The following is a 19,565-nucleotide window of genomic DNA, read 5'->3' on the forward strand; positions in this document are numbered from 1 at the left end:
TATATTCATAAAATTCCTTTAAAGTAAATGTGATTATTATGACAAAACAATAATAAAAATATTAAATTATTTTAAATAGTTGTAATTTATATGCTTTTATAACTACTCGTTTTTAAAAATATATCAAATAATAAAAAGTTCTTAAAAAATAAGAACTTTTAAAATTATTTTATATTATCTAACTTTTCACAAGCGTATTTAAATTCTAATTCGCAAGATTTTCTTAAATACTCAAGAGATTTATTTTCATAAAGTTGAGATACTTCATAGCAGCTTTTGTTATCATTATTATTGCAAGCGTATTTGTATAATTCTAAAGCTTTTTCTTCATCAATATCAGTGCTAACTCCATTTAAATACATATTTGCTAAAAAATAGCAAGATGAATAATCATTATTATTGCATTGTTTTTCGTATAAATTAAATGCTCTTTCATATAATTTTTCAAAATCATCACATTGAGTATATTTTACTTCACAAAAATTTGCAAAATCATAGCAAGCGTTTGCATTATCATCATCTTTGCAAGATTGTTTAACCAATTTTATTGCTAAATTTTTGTATTTTTTATTTAATTTTTTATTTTCCAATTTATCAGAATATTTATAAATATCACTTAAAGCCTTGCAAGATAAATAATCTTCATATTCTTCGCAAGAAACTTTATAATATAAAGCTGCGTTTGCTTCATCATTTTTATCAAACTGATAATAATTAGCATTTTTTAAACATTCTTCTAAACTCACACACTCAACGGCATAAATACAAACACTAAATAATAAAATTAATAATTTTTTCATACTAACTCCTTTTTAAGGTAGTAATTTTAGCGAAATATTTTTAAATAGTAATATTTATTTTTAAGCTATAGAAAATCTATAGCTTAAAAAGAATAAGTAAAATCACCTTCATTGGTTTTAATTTCTGCTTGTTTTAAATTCTCGCAAAAATGTATAGGTGAAAATGATTGTCCGTATTTTAATTTTTTAGGATTTGATTTTGATAAAACATAATGAAGTTTGCAATTTCCTTTATTTAGTTTAATCTCATATATTTCTAATTCATCTATTTTAGATGTGATTTTGAGTTTTTTAGAAGCTCCTATTCCTAGAATATTAACTTCAGGAGAATTAAGAAAAAAGATTATACCCCTCCCTATTCTTAAAATAATATTAAAAAAATAAAAATTACTAGGGAAAATATTTAAATGTTAAAGAAAGAAATTCCTAGCTAATCTTAGCTAGGAAAGAAATTATAATGCTTTTTTAGCTGCTGCTGCAACTTTAGCAAAAGCTGCTGCGTCATTCATAGCCATATCAGCTAGAACTTTTCTATCTAGTTCAATACCAGCTTTTTTAAGACCATTCATAAATCTTGAATAGCTTAAATCATTTAAGCGGCAAGCTGCATTAATTCTAATAATCCATAAACGACGGAAATCTCTTTTTTTGCGGCGTCTATCGCGGTAAGCATATACCAAGCTTCTTTCTAATTGTTCTTTAGCTTTTCTAAAGTGTTTTCTACGACCGCTATAAAAACCTTTAGCTAACTTTAATAATCTTTTATGTCTTCTGCGTCTTACTACGCCTGTTTTTACTCTTGCCATAATTTCTCCTTTTAATGGCGTTTGCTTAAAGCAAATCTTTCCCTAAACGGGGGTAACGAATGATTAAAAATCAAAAACTCTTATTTCATACAAAGCATTTTAAGAACACGGCTTTCATTTGTAGCATGAACAAATTTTGCTGTTCTTAAATCACGCATTCTTTTTGCAGGCTTTTTAGTTAAAATGTGGCTTCTATAAGCTGAACCACGCTTAATTTTATTTTTGCCTACTCTAAAGCGCTTAGAAGCACTTTTTACGCTCTTCATTTTTGGCATAAGCTTTCCTTTTTGTTGAATTTTCTAAAAAAGAAGAGCCGATTTTATCACAATAAAGTTTATATATAGCTTATTTTATTTGAAAGTAAAGAAAAAATTAGCAACAAAAAACTAATAATTATCATAAAAATAATTGAAGTATTAAAACTATTTGTAATATCTTTAAAATATCCAAAAATTATTGGCCCAATAGTAGCTATTAAATACCCTACACTTTGAGACATTGAACTTAAATATATTGTAGTTTTTGTATCTTTTGATTTAATAGCAATCATTATCAATGCAACGCCAAAAATTCCACCAACAGGAATAGAAAATAATAAAGCTGAAATTATTAAAATATAAATATTTGAACTTAATAAACATATAAAAAAAGCAAGAATATTGCTAATACAAACTAAAGTTAAAAGCATTGCTTTATTTTCAATCTGAGCCATTTTATTAGGTATAAAATAAGCTGAAAACATAGAACAAAATTGAAATAATATAACAATATTAGTCGCATAATCTTTATTCATACTAATAGCTAATATGCTAGGATACCAAGTAATTATCGTATAAAAAACACAACTTTGAAGCCCCATAAAAGCAGTGATTATCCAAGCGTTTTTGTTTTTAAAAATACTTAAAAAATCACTGAAATTTTGAGTTTTAGAATATCTATTAAGCCTATGATTTTTAATAAATGGCAGATAGCAAAAAAACGCAATAATAGCAAATATAATCCAACAAAATAAAGCTCCACTAAGTCCAATATAATCAATCAAATAATGCCCAAAAACTCCTATTAAGCTAGAAATGCTTAAAAACATTCCATAAAGTGCCATAATTTTTCCAATATTTTTAAAGTGATTTTTAACAAAACTAGGCATTAAAACATTCAAAATCGCAATACCTAAACCTATTAAAATCGTCCCAAAAAATAAGAAAAAGGTATTAAAAAACGCTCTAGCAAATAGTCCAAACATTATTAAAATAATCGCATAAAGCATAGCTTTTGTATTTGGTAAAATCGGAGCTATTAAAGAAAAAATAAAAAAACAAAAAAGCGGCAAAGCACTTAAAATCCCAATTTGCGTAGAATTTAAATCATAATAACTCATAATATTATCAACTATAGGACCTATTGCAGTAATTGGTGCTCTAAGGTTTAAAGATATAAAAACCACACACAAAATACTTATTAAAAAATAATTCTTTTTCATTTTTTTCCTTTAAAGCCAAAATATTACCTAAAAACTTAAATTTATGCCTAAATATTAGGCATAAATTTTAATCTAAATTATATTTTTGTAACAATTTTAAATAAGTTCCATCGTTTTTAAATTTGTTAATTACATTATTAAAATCATCTCTTAATTTAGTATTGCCTTTTTGAAAAGCTATGCAAGTTCCAGCTATTGGAGTTTTTGCGAATACTTCAAAATCATCATAATTTTTAGTATAACTCTTAGCAACAGCAGCTTCTAATACAAAACCATCAATTTTGCCATTTAAAGTAGATAATACAAGTGGAATGTATTCAGAATTTAAAAACGGAACTACACCTTTAATATTAGATATTTCATCAGCTTGCAAAGTTCCTATTTGTGCGCCTAAAATAGCTCCTTTTTCAAGGTCTTTTAAAGAATTTAGCTTTTTATTACTTTTTAATTTGATATAGTGGTTTTCACTTTCTATTATTGGATTTGAAAACTCAACATTTTTAGCTCTTTTAGGTGTATAACTCATACCTGATGCAATAATATCAATCTTTTTTGATTTTAACGCTAGAATTAAACCATCAAAAGACATTGGAATAATCTCAATTTTTATATTTAACTCCTTAGCAATTTCTCTTACTAAATCAATCTCAAACCCCACAATTTCATCATTTTCCATATACTCAAATGGTGGGAAATCAGGCGATAGACCAACCTTATAAATCTCTTGTGCGAAAAGCCCTAAAGCTAGCAATGTAGCTATAAAAATTTGTTTCATAATAATCTCCTAAAAAATTAATAAAAATAAAAAATTTAAAAAATAAAAAATAGAATAAAAGAAGTGATAAGTTTTAACGCAGATTTAATTTATTTATTTGTAATTTTTCCATTTGTCCTCCTTAAAAATATGACTTATAATAATCAAAAAAGTAAAATATGTTAATTATAATATGTGTAATTTTAAATTAAATATAAAAAATGTAACATTATGTAACATAAAGGAATAGATTATGAAAATAGGTTTTGTTAATGCTAAAGTTTTTACAGGTAAAAACGAAAATGATTTTATAAGCGAATTTAGTATAAAAAACTCTAAATTTTGTGAAATCAATAATGTAAATAGAAATGATTGCAATAAAATCATAGATTTAAAAAATGCCTGCGTTATTCCTGCATTAAGCGATACTCACACGCATCCAACATATGTATCACAAATAATAGATAGTCTAGCTTGCACTAAACCTTATGTGACAAATATTCCACAATTAATAGAATTTTTAAAAACTTCACCAAATTATGGTAAGGAAAATAAATGGATTAAAGGTTGGTGTTATGATGAATCAAAACTAGATGAAAAAAGAGCTCCTACTATAAAAGATTTAGATTTGATAAGCTCAACACAACCAGTTTTTATATTAAGAAGTTGCTGTCATTCTTGCGTTTGCAATTCTAAAGCATTAGAGCTAGCAAATATTACAAAAGACACAAAAGAGCCTAAAGGTGGAAAAATAGGCAGATTTGAAGATGGCACTCCTAATGGTATTATGTATGATTTAGGTGCATCTATGTTAATTCGCAATGCAATGGAAAAAGAAAGCTTAGAAGATGAAGCAAAAAAATTAGTAAAATTAGGCGAAATTTATGCAAGTTTAGGAATAGTAAATATTAGTGATATGATGTGTTATTCTAAACCTTTAAAAGCTTATGAATTATATAAATTAGCAAAAAATATGGGTTTAAAACAAAGAGTTAATTTATATCAAGTTTATAAAGACGCTAAAGAATTTGGCTTATTTAAAAGCCTAGAAGATATTAAAACTAATGGAATTAAATTCTTTGTAGATGGCACTATTTCATCACAAACTGCATTTACTCATAAACCTTATAAAAATAGCGACAATTATGGGGATTTAGTATGTAATATTAATGAAATTAAAGAAGCCATTGATTTTGCCAAAAATAATAATTGCCAAATAAGTTTTCATCTAATGGGAGATAAAGCTATAGATATAGTAATTGATAATCTTACAAGCTATGAAAATTGGTTAAAAGATTATCCTAGCGTTAGATTTGAGCATGCTTCTATGCTAAATTTAAAACATATTGAAAAAATAAAAAAGTTAAAAGTAAAAATTGCTATAAGCACACAACCAATATTTCAATACGCTGAATATACAAGCTATGAAGATGCGTTAGAAGATGATAGATTTAATTCAATTTGTGCTTTAAACACATTAAAAGAACATTTAGATTTAAGCATTTCAAGTGATGCACCAGCTACAATTCATCACGAGCCTTTTAATTTATTTGTAAGTATTAATGCAGCTGTTGTAAGAACTAATCCTAACGGCAAAAACTATAATAAAAATGAAGAAATATCAGTTGAAGATGCAATTTTAATGCTAACTAAAAACTCACAAAATATCCTAATGCTAAAAAATTGCACAACTATTGAAGATGGTAAAAGCGCTGATTTTATTGTCTTAGATAATGATATTTTTAGTATTGATAAAACAAAAATAAAAGATATAAAAGTTCATCAAACTTGGCTAAAAGGCGAAAGAATTTACTAATCCTTTTTCAAGGATTAGTTTAAATTATATTTTTCTAATAATTTTAAATAAGTTCCATCTTGCTTAAATTTCTCAATAGTTTTATCAAAATCATCTCTTAATTTTGTATTACCCTTTTTAAAAGCTAGGCTCATTCCTTCAATACTAGAAGTAGCAAAAACTTCTAAATTTGGATACTTTTTCATATAACTTTTAGCGACTGGCTCTTCCATTACAAAACCATCAATTTTACCATTTAAAGTAGAATTAATAAGCACTATATATTCTTCGTTTAAATACGGCTTAACACCTTTTAAATTAGTTATTTCGTCAGCTTGAAGAGTGCCTATTTTTGCCCCAATTATTGCACCATTTGATAAATCATCTAAAGAATTTATTTTATCATTTCCTTTTAACTTCAAATAATAATTTTTGCTATCAAATATGCTTTTTGTAAATTCAGCATTTTTAGCTCTTTGTGAAGTATAACTCATACCTGCTGAAATAATATCAATTTTACCCACTTTTAAAGCCGCAATAAGTCCATCAAATGGCATTGTAACAGGCTCAACCTGAATATCTAACTCCTTTGCTACTGCTCTTACTAAATCAATCTCAAATCCTACAATTTCACCATTTTCTATATAATCAAATGGTGGATAATCATATCCTGTGCCAACCTTATAAATCTCTTGTGCAAAAAGCCCTAAAGCTAGCAATGTAGCTATAAAAATTTGTTTCATAATAATCTCCTAAAAATTAATAAAATAAAAAATGTAAAAAATAAAAAATAGAATAAAAGAAGTGATAAGTTTTAACGCAGATTTGATTTATTTATTTGTAATTTTTCCATTTGTCCTCCTTAAAAAAATTGCTTTATAATAACTTTTTTACAATAAATTAAAATAAATTCTTCAAAAATATTTTAAAATTGTATAAATTAGTAACAAAAGGAGAAAAAATGAAACTAACAAACAGAGATTTTCTAACTTTAAAAGATTTTAGTAAAGATGAAATCCTAGCACTTATTAAATTTGCAAAAGAGCTAAAAGAAAAGAAAAAGCAAGGTATAACAGGCAATCATTTGCAAGGAAAAAACATAGCTTTAATATTTGAAAAACCATCAACTAGAACAAGATGTGCATTTGTAGTAGCTTGTAACGATGAAAAAGCTTATCCTGAATATTTAGGTGCTAACGATATACAATTAGGCAAAAAAGAAAGCATACAAGATACCGCTAGGGTATTAAGTAGAATGTTTGATGGCATTGAGTTTCGCGGCTTTAATCAAAGTGATTTAGAAACCTTAGCAAAATATAGTGATGTTCCTGTTTGGAATGGTTTGACAAACGAATTTCATCCAACTCAAATTCTAGCCGATATGCTAACTATTTACGAACATTTTAACAAACTAGAAGGGCTTAATTTTGCATATATTGGAGATGGTAGAAACAATATGGCAAATTCTCTTATGATAGGCTGTGCTAAATTAGGATTAAATTACATAAATATTAGCCCTAAAGAACTTCATCCTGATAATGAATTAATAAATCTTTGCAAAAGTTTTGCGAATAACTCAAGTATAAAAATCAGCGATAATATTGAAGATATTAAGGGTGCTGATATTATATATACTGATGTTTGGTGCTCTATGGGAGAAGAAGAAAAAGCAAAAGATAGAATAAATATTTTAAAACCTTATCAAGTAAATGATGAATTGCTTTTAAAAACTGGAAAAAATACAATAATAATGCACTGCTTACCTGCAGTAAAAGGTAATGAAATTACAGAAAATGTATTTGAAAATAATGCTGATATAATTTTTAATCAAGCAGAAAATAGAATGCATACTATAAAAGCTGTTATGATTGCTACTATTTGTGATATAGATATATAATTTATTAAACAAATATAAAGCATTTGGGGTTATAATTACCCCTTTTTTAAAATTTAAATTAAAGGATATTTTTAATGTTTGAGTTGATTAGTGATTCTTTTAAGCAAGCGGTAAATAAATTAAAAACAATAGATGATGAAAAAGCGTTAAAAAACGCTATGGAAACTCTTAAAAAGTCTTTATTAAAGGCTGATGTTCATTTTAAGGTAACGAAAGAATTATTAGTTAATGTAGAAAATGAAGTAAAAGCAAAAGGAATCGGTCAAAAGCATTTTTTAGATGCAATTAAAAATAACCTTACAAACATACTAACACCAGAAAATAAAATAAGCGAATTTAGATTTTCTCCAAGTGGTTTAACATCTGTAATGATGATAGGCTTACAAGGTGGTGGAAAGACAACTAGCACGATAAAATTAGCAAATTATTTAAAACTTAGAAAGAAAAAAGTTCTAGTAGCAGCGTGTGATTTACAAAGACTTGCTGCGGTAGAGCAATTAAGACAATTATGTGAAGCTAATGAAATTGATTTATTTTCAATGGATAGCAAAGACCCTTGCGAAGTAGCGAAAAATGCTCTTAACAAAGCTAAAGATGGCTTATATGATGTATTATTAGTGGATACTGCAGGTCGTTTAGCGATTGATGAGCCTTTAATGAATGAATTAGCTCGTGTAAAAGATATAATAAATCCTTATGAGAGTTTTTATGTAGCTGATGCTATGAGCGGTCAAGAAGGTGTAAAAACTGCAGAAACATTTAATGAAAAAATAGGCATTAGTGGTGTTATTTTAAGTAAATTTGATGCAGATACTAAAGGCGGGGTTGCTTTAGGTATAGCAAAATTATTAAATCTACCTTTAAAATTCGTAGGTATTGGTGAGAAGGTAGGAGATTTTGAGAGTTTTGTTCCAGAAAGAATTGTTGGTCGTATTATGGGAGAAGGCGATTTAGCAACTTTAATGGAAAAAACTTCAGCAGTTTTTGATGAAAAAGAAGCAAAAATCTTAAGCAAAAAAATCAAAAAAGGTGAATTTAATTTCAATGATTTTATAAACCAACTTGAAAGTGTAAAAAAATTAGGGAATTTAGGTTCATTAGTTGGAATGATACCAGGTCTTGGTGGCATTGCTAATAAAGTAAAAGATATAGATTTAGAAAGTTCTAAAGAAATGATACATATAAAGGCAATGATTAGCTCAATGACACCAAAAGAAAGAGAAACTCCAAGCCTATTAAACAATGCTAGAAAAGCAAGAATTGCAAAAGGTGCAGGTCTATCTCAAATGGAAGTTAATAGATTTTTAAAACAATTTGAAAATGCATCAAAAATCGCTAAAAAACTTTCAAAAGGTGGTATGAAAGGGTTAGGTTCTATGCTAAATCAAGGAAATTTTCCAAAATAATTAAAAATTTTTAAAGCTTTAAACTTATTTAAAGCTTTTTTATAGACAATTTTTGTTTATAAAAAATCTTTAAATCAATCAAGGAGAAAATAATGACAGTTGTAAGACTAACAAGAATGGGTAGAAAAAAGCGTCCTTTTTATCGTATCGTAGTAACAGATAGCAGAAAAAGAAGAGATGGCGGTTGGATTGAGAGTATAGGATATTACAATCCTATGAGCGAGCCTGAAACAATCAAATTTGATGCTGAAAGACTAGCTTACTGGAAAAGCGTAGGCGCTAAATTAAGCGATCGTGTAGCAAGAATTACAAAATAATGGTAAAAGAATTTATTTTTACATATGCAAAAACAATAGCCGCAAATCCTGAGCGGCTAGAAATTTTTGTAGAAGAAAAAGAAAATAACCTAATAGATATTGTTATTATGGCTACTAAAATAGATGCCGGAAGACTTATTGGAAAATCAGGAAAAATCATAACCGCAATTAAAACAATAGCAGTTAATCACAAAAATACTCAAAAATTAAATTATAAAATCACGGTAAAAACTTTTGATGAATAATCTAGTTTATGTTGCTAAAATTGGTAAAACTCACGGATTACTTGGTTTTTTAAAATTTCATAATAAAAGTGATTTTTACGAACAATTTAAACCTAAAGCTGAATTTTTTAATAAAAATGGTAAAAAATTCATAATTAAATCTTTTGATTTTTCAAATTCTTTAGTGCAATTTGTAGGATATGAAGATATAAATAAGGCTAAAGAACTTGTAAATATGGAGCTTTACTCTAATATTGAAAATACTAGAAAAAATATTAAGCTTAAAAAAGATGAATATTTTTATTTTGATATTATTGGGTTAAAAGTATATCAAGATGATGAGTTTTTAGGTAGCGTTGTTGATATTTTAGAAACAGGAGCTAATGATTTATTAGAGATAAAAACTAGCGATGAATTAGTAAATTTAGGCTTAGCTAAGAGTTTTTATATACCTTTTCACAATAATTTTATAATTTCAGTAAGTGATATTATCAAGGTAAATAATTCTAAAAGTATTTTAGAAAATTCGTAATGAAATTTAATTTTATAAGTTTATTTCCAAATCTAATTGAAAACTATTTTAATGAAAGCATTTTAAAAATTGCAAGAGAAAAAGAGCTTATAAAACTACATTTTGACAATCCTAGAAATTATTCTACAAACAAACATAATAAAGTAGATGATACGAAAATCAGCGGCGGAGCAGGTATGCTTATGGCTTGCCAACCTTTATTTGATTGTTTAGAAAATTATAAAAATTCTCATATTATATTTTTAAGCCCTACAGGAAAACCTTTTAAACAAATTGATGCTAAAAGACTTGCCTTAAAAAATGAAATTACTTTTGTATGCGGAAGATATGAAGGTATTGACGAAAGAGTGTATGAAAATTATGCTAATGAGGTTTTTAGCATAGGTGATTTTGTCCTAACGGGCGGGGAATTAGGAGCTCTTTGTATGTGCGATGCAATTGCTAGAAATATAAATGGAGTAATAAAACAAGAAAGCTTAGTAGAAGAAAGTTTTGAAAATTATTTATTAGAAGCTCCATCTTTTACTAAACCTTTTATATTTGAATATAAAAAAAATAATATTTTTAAGAAATTTTATTCAATTTCAAGTTTTGTTAAGGGTAATCACGCTAATATTAGCCTTTTAAAAAATCATCTATCGTTTTGCAAGACCAAATTCCACCGCCCGGATTTACTTGCTAAGCACAATAATTTAAGGAAAAACTATGAGAAATAAATATATTGAGCAGTTTGAAGCTAAACAAATTGAAGGAAAAAATATTCCTGATTTTAGAGCTGGCGATACATTAAAACTTGCTATTCATATTAAAGAAGGTGATAAGTCAAGGGTTCAAAATTTTGAAGGTATTTGTATAGCTCGTCGTGGTCAAGGCACAGGTGAAACTTTTATGGTTCGCAAAATTGGTGCAAATGGTGTTGGAGTAGAAAGAATATTCCCAATTTATTCTGATAGTCTAGAAAGTATTACGGTAGTTCGCCATGGTAAAGTAAGACGCTCAAGACTATTCTATCTACGCAGATTACGCGGTAAAGCTGCAAGAATTAAAGAACTTAAACGCTAATATTACGGAGATTTTTCTCCGTTTATAGAATGATTACAATACAAAAAGCTTCAGAAAAAGATTTAGATTTAATCTTAGAATTTATTAAAAAATTAGCTGATTATGAAAACTTATCAAGTAGCGTTGTGGCTACTAAAGAACTTTTAAAAGAAAACTTATTTATAAAACAAAAAGCTTATGTTTTAATAGCTTATTATGATTTAAAGCCTGTTGGATTTGCTTTGTATTTTAATAATTTCTCTACATTTTTAGGAAAATGTGGAATTTACTTAGAAGATTTATTCGTTGATGTTGAATACAGAAATAAAGGAATAGGAAAAGCACTTATAAAAGAACTAGCTAAAATAGCTAATCAAAATGATTATGAAAGAATTGATTGGGTTTGTCTTAAAGACAACTATCCAAGTCTTGAAGTTTATAAAAAAATAGGAGCTAACACAAAAGATGAATGGCTACTACATAGACTTGAAAAATCAGATATAAACAACCTTTTAAACAATAAATAAGTTATCTTAACTATGTATAAAAATCACTTAAAATATAAATAATAAGAAATTAAATCATACATTTAACATTCTTAAATTAATACCTTAGCTAAATCAATAATTTAATAACTTTAAAATCACTAATTATTGTTTAGTTTTAGATTTTTAAACAATTCTAGCTAAATTACTTTTAGCATTATAAGCTTTTATTACCTATAAATATTTTAAGCGTTTAATAAAACTAAAAATACTCATAAATACATTTATTTTTCAAATTCCAAAACAATTAATAATCAAACCAACCATCTTTATAACCACCTTATAAAGCGTTATAACTAATTTACAATAAAATAAAAAAATAGTTAAATAAATTATTTCTTAGGGGTTATAAATGAGAAACGATTTTTTAAAAATCAATGGAATAATCGCATTTTTATTAGTTGGGTTTTTGAATGCTTTTGTTGATTTAGGACATAAAATCATCATTCAAAATACGGTTTATAAGATTTATGATGGAAGCACGCAATTATTTTTAACTGCAATTATTAATGCTTTAATTTTATTACCTTATATTTTTAGCTTTTCAATATCAGGATTTTTAGCTGATAAATATCCTAAAAATAAAGTTATGAAAATAACTGCTTTAGCAAATATATTTTTAGTATCAATCATTTGTTTTAGTTATTACAATGGTTATTTTTATCTAGCCTTTATAATGACGCTTATTATGGGTATTCAATCAGCCTTATATTCTCCTGCTAAATATGGTTATATTAAAGAGCTAGTTGGTATCAAACAACTTGCTATGGGAAATGGTGCTATAAATGCTGTTAGTATTGTGGCTATTTTGTGCGGAATGCTTGTATTTTCTTTAGGTTTTGAATTATTATTAAACGAGTTTAGCACGAGTAAGGATATATTAACTCAAGTAGCTCCATTAGGCTTATTGCTAGTAGCTTTTAGTGTTTTAGAATTTATTTTAGCGTCTAAATTACCGCAGGTTAAAAGCGAAAATTCTAATTTAGCATTCAATAAAAACGATTATTTAAAAGGAGTTTTGCTTAAAAACAACCTTAGCTTAATATTTCAAAATAAAGTAATTTGGCTATGTATAATAGGAATTGCCTTCTTTTGGGCTATTTCTCAATTATATTTAGTATCTTTTCCTGTATTTGCTAAGTTTCATCTAAATGAATTAAACACCTTTTATGTGCAAGGCGTAATGGCAGCTAGTGCAATAGGCGTTATTATAGGTTCAATAATTGCAGGTAGATTTTCTAAAAACTACATTGAATTAGGGCTTATCCCGCTTGGTGCTTTAGGATTATTTTTAAGCTCATTATTAATAAGCTTTCTTAATAATTTATTTGCCTTTGCACTTGTATTTTTTATATTTGGCATATCTGGAGCAATATTCACAATCGCTCTTAATTCTTTAATACAATTTAATGCTAAAGAAAATGAATTAGGTATAGTCTTAGCAGGAAATAATTTTATTCAAAATATTTTTATGCTAAGTTTTGTAATACTTGCTACTTTTTTTGCTTATTTAGAAATTGATGTTTTATATTTGTTTTATTTCATTGTAGTTGTGAGTTTTTTAGGCTCTTTTTATGTATTAATAAAACTGCCTTTTTCTTTAGTAAGAATAATAGTAAGCCTTGCTTTTTATCAAAAATATAGATTATTAGTAGCAGGGTTTGAAAATATTCCACAAAATAAAGGAGTGCTATTATTAGGCAATCATATTTCCTTTATTGACTGGGCTATTATACAAATGGCAATCCCTAAAAAAGTGCATTTTGTAATGGAGAGAAAATACTATCAAAAATGGTATATTAGAATGTTTATAAAGCATTTTGGAGTAATCCCTGTAAGCTCTGCTGCAAGTAAAGAAGCCTTAGAATTAATTGCAACTTATATCAAAAAAGGTGAAATTGTTTGTATTTTCCCTGAAGGAACTCTCTCAAGACACGGACATTTAAATGAATTTAAAAGTGGATTTGAATTAGCGTGCAAGGATTTAAGCGAAGATGATGGGATTATAATTCCTTTTTATATCCACGGGCTTTGGGGTAGTTCGTTTTCAAGAAGTGATGAAGAATACAATCTAAGAAATAAAAAAATCGGCAAAAGAGAAATAGCAATAGCATTCGGAACAGCCCTTAGCATACATTCAAGTAAAGAATTAGTAAAAGCTAAAGTGTTTGAACTATCATTCTTAGCTACAAAAACTCAAAGCGATAATCTAAAAACAATAGAAAAAGCCTTTATCATAAGTGCTAAAAAATACTCACAAAATATAGCGATAAACGACCCTTTAGCAGGAGATATAAGCTACAAAAAACTCCTAGCATTAAGCCTAGTGCTTAGTAAAAAAATCCCTAACGATGAAAATATAGGCATATTATTACCTGCTTCATTTGCTTCAACGCTTGTAAATCTAGCTAGTTTATTTGCTGGAAAAACCATAGTAAATCTAAATTACACCGCAGGAATAAAAGCCATCAATCAAGCAAAAGAAAGTGCAAATATAAAGCATATTTATACATCATCTAAATTCTTAGAAAAGCTAGAAAATAAAGGCTTTAAATTAGAATTAGAAAATGTAAATATCATTTATTTAGAAGATTTAATAAAAGCAATAAAAAAAGAAAAGCTAGATATTGTCTTTAAACTCTTTTTAATAAGTATCTTACCTAGCTTTATGTTACAAGCCTTATTTACTAAGAATTTAAGCAATGAAAAAACAGCTGCGATTTTATTTAGTAGTGGTAGCGAAGGAATGCCTAAAGGAGTTATGCTAAGCCATAAAAATATTTTAAGCAATATTGTTTCAATTTCTAGTATAATTTGTGCAAAAGATGATGATGTAATACTCTCATCTTTACCGCCATTTCACGCATTTGGACTAACCGTTACTACCTTTATGCCTTTAATAGAAGGGATAAAAAGTGCAACTTGTGCTGACCCTACCGATGCTTTAGGCGTCGCAAAAACTATAGTAAAAAATAATGTTAGCATTATGTGTGCAACTTCTACATTTTTAGGAATATATGCAAGAAATAAAAAAATAGATGAAATTATGTTTGATAGCCTTAGAATTGTAGTTGCAGGTGCTGAAAAATTAAAGCCCGAGATTAAATCAGCTTTTGAGCTAAAGTTCAAAAAAAATATTTACGAAGGTTACGGAGCTACCGAGACAACGCCTGTTGCAAGTGTGAATTTACCTAATAAATTTGATAGCACATATTGGCAACTACATAGAGCAAATAAAGATAAAAGCGTAGGTATGCCGTTACCTGGCACTGCTATTAGAATAGTCGATCCACTAAGCTATGAAGAATTAAAAGCAAACGAAGATGGACTTATTTTAATAGGCGGACACCAAGTAATGCAAGGATATTTAAATAATCCTGAAAAAACTGCCGAAGTTATAAAAGAAATAGATGGCATTAGATGGTATAACACAGGGGATAAGGGACATTTAGATGAAGATGGATTTTTATACATTGTAGATAGATATTCAAGGTTTGCAAAAATTGGTGGAGAGATGATTTCTTTAGGACTTGTTGAAAGCGAAGTTGCTAAAGTGATTAATAATGATGAAGTAAAACTCTGCTCTACTTCTTTAGAAGATGATAAAAAAGGCGAGATGGTAGTTTTATTAATTGAATGTAGTGAAGAAAAATTTGATTATTTTGTAGATTTAATAAAACAAAGCGAAATACTAGCAATTTATAAACCTAGTAAATATATTTTGATAAAAGAAATTCCATTATTAGGCAGTGGAAAGGTAGATTATAAAGAAGCAAAAGCCCTAGCTAAAAGTATTTTAGAAAACAATTAATAAAATTTATACTAAAAGGAAGAGTAACTTAAACTCTAAACCTTTTAGTTTTGTAATACTAATTAAAGTTTTGCTAATTTTTGAATATTAAAGTATCAAATGAAATTCTTAATTATTTTTAGATGAAAAATATTTTAGGTTTTATTTATGCGTTTTTAATATTAAATCAATATATTTAATTCATTTTCTAAGACAGATTTTGGAGTAAGCGATATAAATTTTTTAACCATTTTTCCATCTTTATCGTAAATAAACATAGCAGGCACACCCCAAACACCACCTACTACATTGCTTAAATACTCAACATCTAAACTCTCATAAATAGTAGCAAATGTAACACCTTTTAAGCTTTCTTTTGCCATATCATAATCTCTCATACCACCTAATACAGCAATAATTTTATAATCCTTACTAAGCTCATTTAAGATAGGAATTTGTTTAGCACATACACCGCAATCCTTTGTGTAAAAAAACAACATAAAAGGCTCATTTAATCCCTTTAATGCTTGTTCTTTCGCACTATAACTTAAATGTATTGGCTCTTTTGAATTTAAAGCTAACATTGCTTCATCTTTACAAGCACAAAGTAAAAATATGAAAATTGCTAGAAAAAATCTCATAAATATTCCTTAATCTTATTAGTTAAAAATTCCAAACTTCTATCACCTAATACTTTATCCACATAAACTCCATCTTTTAAAATAAATAAAGTCGGAACAGCAAAAATATCATACCTACTCCAGCTAATGTCTTCTTCATCTTTTAAAAAAATCATATTTGAATATTGGTGTTCTAATTCGTGTTTTTTAATAATATTTAAATCATCAATAGAATTAATTGCATAGATACTAATATTATTTTCATTCGCAAATTCATTTAATCCAGCCATTACTTTAAGGCAAGCAGCACAACCATTTTGCCAAAATTCTATCAATTCTATACCTTGTCTTTTTAATTCTATTTTATTTAAAGCTGTAGTTTTTGCAAGAATATTAGGAGCTTGTTTATTTAATACTAGCTTATTATCTTCGCAAGATACAAAAAACAAAAGTATTAAAACTATTAGAATTTTATTCATTCACTATAAGTCCATCTTTAATAGTAATTATCTCATCTCCATTTTTAGCCAAGTCAGGATTGTGAGTAATTAATATAATTGTCTTGCCTTCGCTTCTTAATTTTTTGAATATATCTAAAACTATTTCTCCATTTTCTTCATCAAGATTGCCAGTAGGCTCATCAGCTAATAAAATATTTGGATTATTAATAAGACTTCTAGCTATGCAAAGGCGTTGTTGCTGACCACCACTTAATTCGCTAGGTAAATGCTCTAATCTATCTAATAATCCTACTTTATCTAAGATTTTCTTAGCATCATTTTCTTCAATACTTGAATGATAATATTGAGCTAGCATAACATTTTCTAATACGCTTAAATAAGGTATTAAATGAAATTGTTGAAAAATAAGCCCTATTTTTTCTCTTCTTATTCTTTGTTTATCAGCTTCACTTAAATGAGTTACATTAATACCATCTAAAAAGTATTCGCCTTCACTTGCATTATCAAGCAATGATAAAATATTTAAAAGCGTAGTTTTTCCACTACCACTCTTACCTACAATACTAAGCCAACGACCTTGATTTAATTCAAAATTAAGACCTTTTAAAACATGGGCTTTATCAAATCTTTTATGTAAATTACTAACCTTAATAATACTCATTTATTCTCCTCTTAAATTACCTACTATATCTATTTGCAATGCTTTTTTTATCGGAAAATACGCAGCAAATGATGCAAAAAATAATGATATAAAAATTGAAAGCACAAAAGCACTTAATCTAAAATCTATACTAGCATTAAAAATAATATTGCCTAAAATCTGTGCTAAAAAATACCCACCAATAGTGCCTAATAAAGATGAAACAACAGCTAAAATAAATACTTCATAAGCAAATAATTTTGCTATATCTTTAAAACTAGCCCCAAGAGCTAAATGCAATGCTATTTCTTTTTTTCTTGAAAAAATAATTGAACTAAGAGTTGTATTAACACTTGTTGAGCTAATTATTAAAATAACAATAGAAATCAAAAACATAAGACCTTTTATTTTTTCTAAAATTGCTCCTTCTTTTAAACTAACACTTAAAATTGGTTTTAATTCTGCATTATTGCTTACTGCTATTTTGCTAAGCTCTGATAGATTTTCAAAATCATCATCAACTATTAAAGATACATAAGAATATTTATCATTAATACCCGATAAATCTTTAGCGGAATTTAAATTGATAAAAGCCATAGCATCAATCTCATCTCCAGTAGAAAAAATCCCTTTTATAATATAAGTTTTCTCATAAGGAATACCATTTTTTACTATTGTTAAAGGTAGTTTTTGATTTATGTCTTTTTTTAGAGTATTTGCTAAGTCTATACCTAAATAAATACTATTATCTTTTGAATATTCGCTTTGACTTAGGCTACCTTTTTTAACTAATAAAAACTTATTGATTTTTTTAAATTCATCAAAATCAACCCCAGCTACTATTAATTGCCTTGTAGAAAAAACAGGGCTAAAGTATAAGTAAGGAGAATAAGCTAATAATTTGTCTTTACTAATTTTTGATTTAATCAAATTAGCTTCTTTAATATCTAAATAATCATCACTTTTAGAACTAATTAGCATATTAGCTCCGTAACTTTTAAGCTCTTTGCTCATTTTATTGTCAATATCAAAATATATATTTAAAAAAGCATTAGTAACGCAAGTTCCTATAAAAATTGATATTAAAACTATTATTAATCTTTGTTTTGAAAAAACTATACTCTTTTTAACTTGTGTGAAAAAAAAGTTATTTACGCTCATATAACACCTCAACTATTTCAAGATTTACAAAATTCTTAGTAGCTATTAATGAGCCAAGTAAAGCCACCAAACTAGCAAAAAACATACAAATAAATATAATTATGAAGTTATATTCAATACTATGAGAAAAAATGCTATAAGATATAATATCACTTACAAAAAATCCAAACACAGCACCAAAAATACTAGCAATTAAACTAACAAACAAATAATCAATCGCAAAAACCAAATAAACTTGTAAATTACTAGCGCCTAATGCTTTAAACAAACCTATTTCTTTTTTTCTTCTATAAACATCGCTATTTATTAAAGACGCTTCTGCAATACTTGCGACAATTAAAGATATGATAAAAATAATTCCCATTAGACCTTGAATTTTTTTAACGATAGAGCTTTCAGCATCTGCTACTTTACTAACAGCTTTTGCACTTGCTCCTTTATAATTTTCTTCAATTTGATATGCAATAGAGCTTACAAAAGCTGTGCAATACCAATTATCAAATTCTACTTGATTTAAACTCTTTATATCATATCTTGCCCTATGAGCTATGTCATTTTCTGGAATTGTTAGAGCTGATACTTCTGCTCTTTCATAAGTATTTGGCTCATTTAAAATATCATTTAATCTATCTATATTAATTAAAATTTTATCTTCATAATCACCCAAATTACTCACAATGCCAACTACTTTTAACTCTACTTCTTTATCATTTATAAGCACTTTAAAAGTATCATTAGCTTTAAGATTTAAAGAATTTGCTAATTTTTCACTTATATTTACTTCATTTTCTAAACTATTATCATTTACAAAATTTAAATCAGTCTTTAAAAAAGGTAAAAGAGATAAAAATCCAGTATCAAATACCACGGTTTTATTACCAAATTTATCTTGTTCTATGACTAATTCTTTATTAAAATATGTGCCTAAGATACTGATTTTTTTGCCTTGAAATTCTACTTGGCGTTGTTTAAATGGAGCTATTGCTGTTATATTATTTGACCAGAAAATATCTTTAATTTTTCTCAAATCATCAAGATTTAGGAATTTACTTTCGCTTTGTAATTTAAAGCTTTTATTACCAACTTCAATACTATAAGATGAGCCTTGTGGTAAAACACTAATATTTGCTCCATAATTTCTTAGCTCTTTTCCTAGCTGATTGCCAACTCCAAGAGTTATATTAAGCATACAAGCAAGGAGCAAACAAGCTAAAAAAATAGTCGCAAAACTTAATAATTTTTGAATAGGATTGCCTAAAATTGATTTTTTTACTATTCTTAAAAACATTTTTACTC

The 19,565-nt window shown here is 27.1% G+C and carries 21 protein-coding genes; 10 read left to right on the forward strand and 11 right to left on the reverse strand.

The genetic code is table 11. The features are described from left to right. Positions 1 to 164: 164 nt before the first annotated feature. The 5 genes from KJR01_RS06105 to KJR01_RS06125 all read right to left on the reverse strand — a co-directional run bounded on the left by KJR01_RS06105 (position 165) and on the right by KJR01_RS06125 (position 3,861). Positions 165 to 800 carry a tetratricopeptide repeat protein gene (locus tag KJR01_RS06105; RefSeq protein ID WP_214117783.1) on the reverse strand — a complete coding sequence of 212 codons (636 nt, stop codon included), beginning with the start codon at positions 798 to 800 and terminating at the stop codon, positions 165 to 167. A gap of 452 nt (positions 801 to 1,252) precedes the next feature. Beyond that, positions 1,253 to 1,606, reverse strand: coding sequence for a 50S ribosomal protein L20 (rplT, locus tag KJR01_RS06110; RefSeq protein ID WP_214117784.1), 354 nt, complete (start codon positions 1,604 to 1,606; stop codon positions 1,253 to 1,255). Positions 1,607 to 1,686: 80 nt separating this feature from the next. Further along, positions 1,687 to 1,881, reverse strand: a complete 195-nt coding sequence (gene rpmI / locus KJR01_RS06115) for a 50S ribosomal protein L35 (RefSeq protein WP_214117785.1) — start codon at positions 1,879 to 1,881, stop codon at positions 1,687 to 1,689. Between the two features lie 59 nt (positions 1,882 to 1,940). Beyond that, the gene (locus tag KJR01_RS06120; RefSeq protein WP_214117786.1) at positions 1,941 to 3,086 is read right to left on the reverse strand and encodes an MFS transporter; all 1,146 of its coding nucleotides are present in this window, start codon (positions 3,084 to 3,086) and stop codon (positions 1,941 to 1,943) included. Positions 3,087 to 3,153: 67 nt separating this feature from the next. Then, on the reverse strand, positions 3,154 to 3,861 hold the full coding sequence (locus tag KJR01_RS06125) for a transporter substrate-binding domain-containing protein (protein ID WP_214117787.1): 708 nt from the start codon (positions 3,859 to 3,861) through the stop codon (positions 3,154 to 3,156). Positions 3,862 to 4,093: 232 nt separating this feature from the next. Between KJR01_RS06125 and KJR01_RS06130 the strand changes: the two genes are divergently transcribed. Next, a complete protein-coding gene (locus tag KJR01_RS06130) occupies positions 4,094 to 5,656 on the forward strand; it encodes an amidohydrolase (RefSeq protein ID WP_214117788.1) in 1,563 nt (520 codons plus the stop codon). A 14-nt stretch (positions 5,657 to 5,670) separates the two neighbouring features. Here the strand turns inward: KJR01_RS06130 and KJR01_RS06135 are convergent, their stop codons facing one another. Further along, positions 5,671 to 6,378, reverse strand: a complete 708-nt coding sequence (locus KJR01_RS06135; protein WP_214117789.1) for a substrate-binding periplasmic protein — start codon at positions 6,376 to 6,378, stop codon at positions 5,671 to 5,673. 218 nt (positions 6,379 to 6,596) lie between these two features. Here KJR01_RS06135 and argF point away from each other — a divergent pair, with 218 nt between their 5' ends. The 9 genes from argF (at position 6,597) to KJR01_RS06180 (ending at position 15,408) form a co-directional block, all read left to right on the forward strand. After that, on the forward strand, positions 6,597 to 7,532 hold the full coding sequence (argF, locus tag KJR01_RS06140) for an ornithine carbamoyltransferase (RefSeq protein ID WP_214117790.1): 936 nt from the start codon (positions 6,597 to 6,599) through the stop codon (positions 7,530 to 7,532). Positions 7,533 to 7,606: 74 nt separating this feature from the next. After that, positions 7,607 to 8,938, forward strand: coding sequence for a signal recognition particle protein (locus KJR01_RS06145; RefSeq protein ID WP_214117791.1), 1,332 nt, complete (start codon positions 7,607 to 7,609; stop codon positions 8,936 to 8,938). A 92-nt stretch (positions 8,939 to 9,030) separates the two neighbouring features. Further along, the gene (rpsP, locus tag KJR01_RS06150; protein ID WP_214117792.1) at positions 9,031 to 9,255 is read left to right on the forward strand and encodes a 30S ribosomal protein S16; all 225 of its coding nucleotides are present in this window, start codon (positions 9,031 to 9,033) and stop codon (positions 9,253 to 9,255) included. Beyond that, positions 9,255 to 9,500 (forward strand): KH domain-containing protein, encoded by a 246-nt coding sequence (locus tag KJR01_RS06155; protein ID WP_214117793.1) that lies wholly within the window; start codon positions 9,255 to 9,257, stop codon positions 9,498 to 9,500. Before rpsP ends, KJR01_RS06155 begins: the two co-directional genes overlap by 1 nt. Further along, entirely contained in the window at positions 9,493 to 10,011 is a 519-nt protein-coding gene (gene rimM / locus KJR01_RS06160; protein WP_250325154.1) for a ribosome maturation factor RimM, read from the forward strand. The genes KJR01_RS06155 and rimM overlap by 8 nt, the downstream gene beginning before the upstream one ends. Beyond that, the gene (gene trmD, locus KJR01_RS06165; RefSeq protein WP_214117795.1) at positions 10,011 to 10,727 is read left to right on the forward strand and encodes a tRNA (guanosine(37)-N1)-methyltransferase TrmD; all 717 of its coding nucleotides are present in this window, start codon (positions 10,011 to 10,013) and stop codon (positions 10,725 to 10,727) included. Before rimM ends, trmD begins: the two co-directional genes overlap by 1 nt. Beyond that, the gene (rplS, locus tag KJR01_RS06170) at positions 10,717 to 11,073 is read left to right on the forward strand and encodes a 50S ribosomal protein L19 (RefSeq protein WP_214117796.1); all 357 of its coding nucleotides are present in this window, start codon (positions 10,717 to 10,719) and stop codon (positions 11,071 to 11,073) included. The genes trmD and rplS overlap by 11 nt, the downstream gene beginning before the upstream one ends. Before the next feature lie 29 nt (positions 11,074 to 11,102). Next, the gene (locus tag KJR01_RS06175; RefSeq protein WP_214117797.1) at positions 11,103 to 11,579 is read left to right on the forward strand and encodes a GNAT family N-acetyltransferase; all 477 of its coding nucleotides are present in this window, start codon (positions 11,103 to 11,105) and stop codon (positions 11,577 to 11,579) included. Positions 11,580 to 11,949: 370 nt separating this feature from the next. Beyond that, positions 11,950 to 15,408 (forward strand): acyl-[ACP]--phospholipid O-acyltransferase, encoded by a 3,459-nt coding sequence (locus tag KJR01_RS06180; protein ID WP_214117798.1) that lies wholly within the window; start codon positions 11,950 to 11,952, stop codon positions 15,406 to 15,408. Between the two features lie 161 nt (positions 15,409 to 15,569). Here KJR01_RS06180 and KJR01_RS06185 read toward each other — a convergent pair whose 3' ends face one another. Genes KJR01_RS06185 through KJR01_RS06205 form a run of 5 tightly spaced genes read right to left on the reverse strand, consistent with a single transcriptional unit; the run spans position 15,570 to position 19,557 of the window. After that, the gene (locus KJR01_RS06185) at positions 15,570 to 16,028 is read right to left on the reverse strand and encodes a TlpA family protein disulfide reductase (RefSeq protein WP_214117799.1); all 459 of its coding nucleotides are present in this window, start codon (positions 16,026 to 16,028) and stop codon (positions 15,570 to 15,572) included. Next, a complete protein-coding gene (locus tag KJR01_RS06190) occupies positions 16,025 to 16,486 on the reverse strand; it encodes a TlpA family protein disulfide reductase (RefSeq protein ID WP_214117800.1) in 462 nt (153 codons plus the stop codon). Before KJR01_RS06190 ends, KJR01_RS06185 begins: the two co-directional genes overlap by 4 nt. Continuing rightward, complete coding sequence (locus tag KJR01_RS06195) at positions 16,479 to 17,129, reverse strand: ABC transporter ATP-binding protein (RefSeq protein ID WP_214117801.1); 651 nt, start codon at positions 17,127 to 17,129, stop codon at positions 16,479 to 16,481. Before KJR01_RS06195 ends, KJR01_RS06190 begins: the two co-directional genes overlap by 8 nt. Next, complete coding sequence (locus tag KJR01_RS06200; protein WP_214117802.1) at positions 17,130 to 18,269, reverse strand: ABC transporter permease; 1,140 nt, start codon at positions 18,267 to 18,269, stop codon at positions 17,130 to 17,132. Beyond that, positions 18,256 to 19,557 carry an ABC transporter permease gene (locus KJR01_RS06205; RefSeq protein WP_214117803.1) on the reverse strand — a complete coding sequence of 434 codons (1,302 nt, stop codon included), beginning with the start codon at positions 19,555 to 19,557 and terminating at the stop codon, positions 18,256 to 18,258. The genes KJR01_RS06200 and KJR01_RS06205 overlap by 14 nt, the downstream gene beginning before the upstream one ends. Between the last annotated feature and the right edge of the window lie 8 nt (positions 19,558 to 19,565).

The organism is Campylobacter sp. 2018MI10 (assembly GCF_018501175.1).
Classification (GTDB): Bacteria; Campylobacterota; Campylobacteria; order Campylobacterales; family Campylobacteraceae; genus Campylobacter_E.

Bases quoted from the DNA above. Each gene is read 5' to 3' on its own strand.
- KJR01_RS06120 (WP_214117786.1), bottom strand. From the start codon at position 3,086: ATGAAAAAGAATTATTTTTTAATAAGTATTTTGTGTGTGGTTTTTATA.
- KJR01_RS06205 (WP_214117803.1), bottom strand. From the start codon at position 19,557: ATGTTTTTAAGAATAGTAAAAAAATCAATTTTAGGCAATCCTATTCAA.
- rpsP (WP_214117792.1), top strand. From the start codon at position 9,031: ATGACAGTTGTAAGACTAACAAGAATGGGTAGAAAAAAGCGTCCTTTT.
- KJR01_RS06180 (WP_214117798.1), top strand. From the start codon at position 11,950: ATGAGAAACGATTTTTTAAAAATCAATGGAATAATCGCATTTTTATTA.
- argF (WP_214117790.1), top strand. From the start codon at position 6,597: ATGAAACTAACAAACAGAGATTTTCTAACTTTAAAAGATTTTAGTAAA.
- rplT (WP_214117784.1), bottom strand. From the start codon at position 1,606: ATGGCAAGAGTAAAAACAGGCGTAGTAAGACGCAGAAGACATAAAAGA.
- KJR01_RS06125 (WP_214117787.1), bottom strand. From the start codon at position 3,861: ATGAAACAAATTTTTATAGCTACATTGCTAGCTTTAGGGCTTTTCGCA.
- trmD (WP_214117795.1), top strand. From the start codon at position 10,011: ATGAAATTTAATTTTATAAGTTTATTTCCAAATCTAATTGAAAACTAT.
- KJR01_RS06185 (WP_214117799.1), bottom strand. From the start codon at position 16,028: ATGAGATTTTTTCTAGCAATTTTCATATTTTTACTTTGTGCTTGTAAA.
- KJR01_RS06195 (WP_214117801.1), bottom strand. From the start codon at position 17,129: ATGAGTATTATTAAGGTTAGTAATTTACATAAAAGATTTGATAAAGCC.
- KJR01_RS06200 (WP_214117802.1), bottom strand. From the start codon at position 18,269: ATGAGCGTAAATAACTTTTTTTTCACACAAGTTAAAAAGAGTATAGTT.
- KJR01_RS06175 (WP_214117797.1), top strand. From the start codon at position 11,103: ATGATTACAATACAAAAAGCTTCAGAAAAAGATTTAGATTTAATCTTA.
- rplS (WP_214117796.1), top strand. From the start codon at position 10,717: ATGAGAAATAAATATATTGAGCAGTTTGAAGCTAAACAAATTGAAGGA.
- KJR01_RS06135 (WP_214117789.1), bottom strand. From the start codon at position 6,378: ATGAAACAAATTTTTATAGCTACATTGCTAGCTTTAGGGCTTTTTGCA.
- KJR01_RS06155 (WP_214117793.1), top strand. From the start codon at position 9,255: ATGGTAAAAGAATTTATTTTTACATATGCAAAAACAATAGCCGCAAAT.
- KJR01_RS06105 (WP_214117783.1), bottom strand. From the start codon at position 800: ATGAAAAAATTATTAATTTTATTATTTAGTGTTTGTATTTATGCCGTT.
- KJR01_RS06145 (WP_214117791.1), top strand. From the start codon at position 7,607: ATGTTTGAGTTGATTAGTGATTCTTTTAAGCAAGCGGTAAATAAATTA.
- rpmI (WP_214117785.1), bottom strand. From the start codon at position 1,881: ATGCCAAAAATGAAGAGCGTAAAAAGTGCTTCTAAGCGCTTTAGAGTA.
- KJR01_RS06190 (WP_214117800.1), bottom strand. From the start codon at position 16,486: ATGAATAAAATTCTAATAGTTTTAATACTTTTGTTTTTTGTATCTTGC.
- KJR01_RS06130 (WP_214117788.1), top strand. From the start codon at position 4,094: ATGAAAATAGGTTTTGTTAATGCTAAAGTTTTTACAGGTAAAAACGAA.
- rimM (WP_250325154.1), top strand. From the start codon at position 9,493: ATGAATAATCTAGTTTATGTTGCTAAAATTGGTAAAACTCACGGATTA.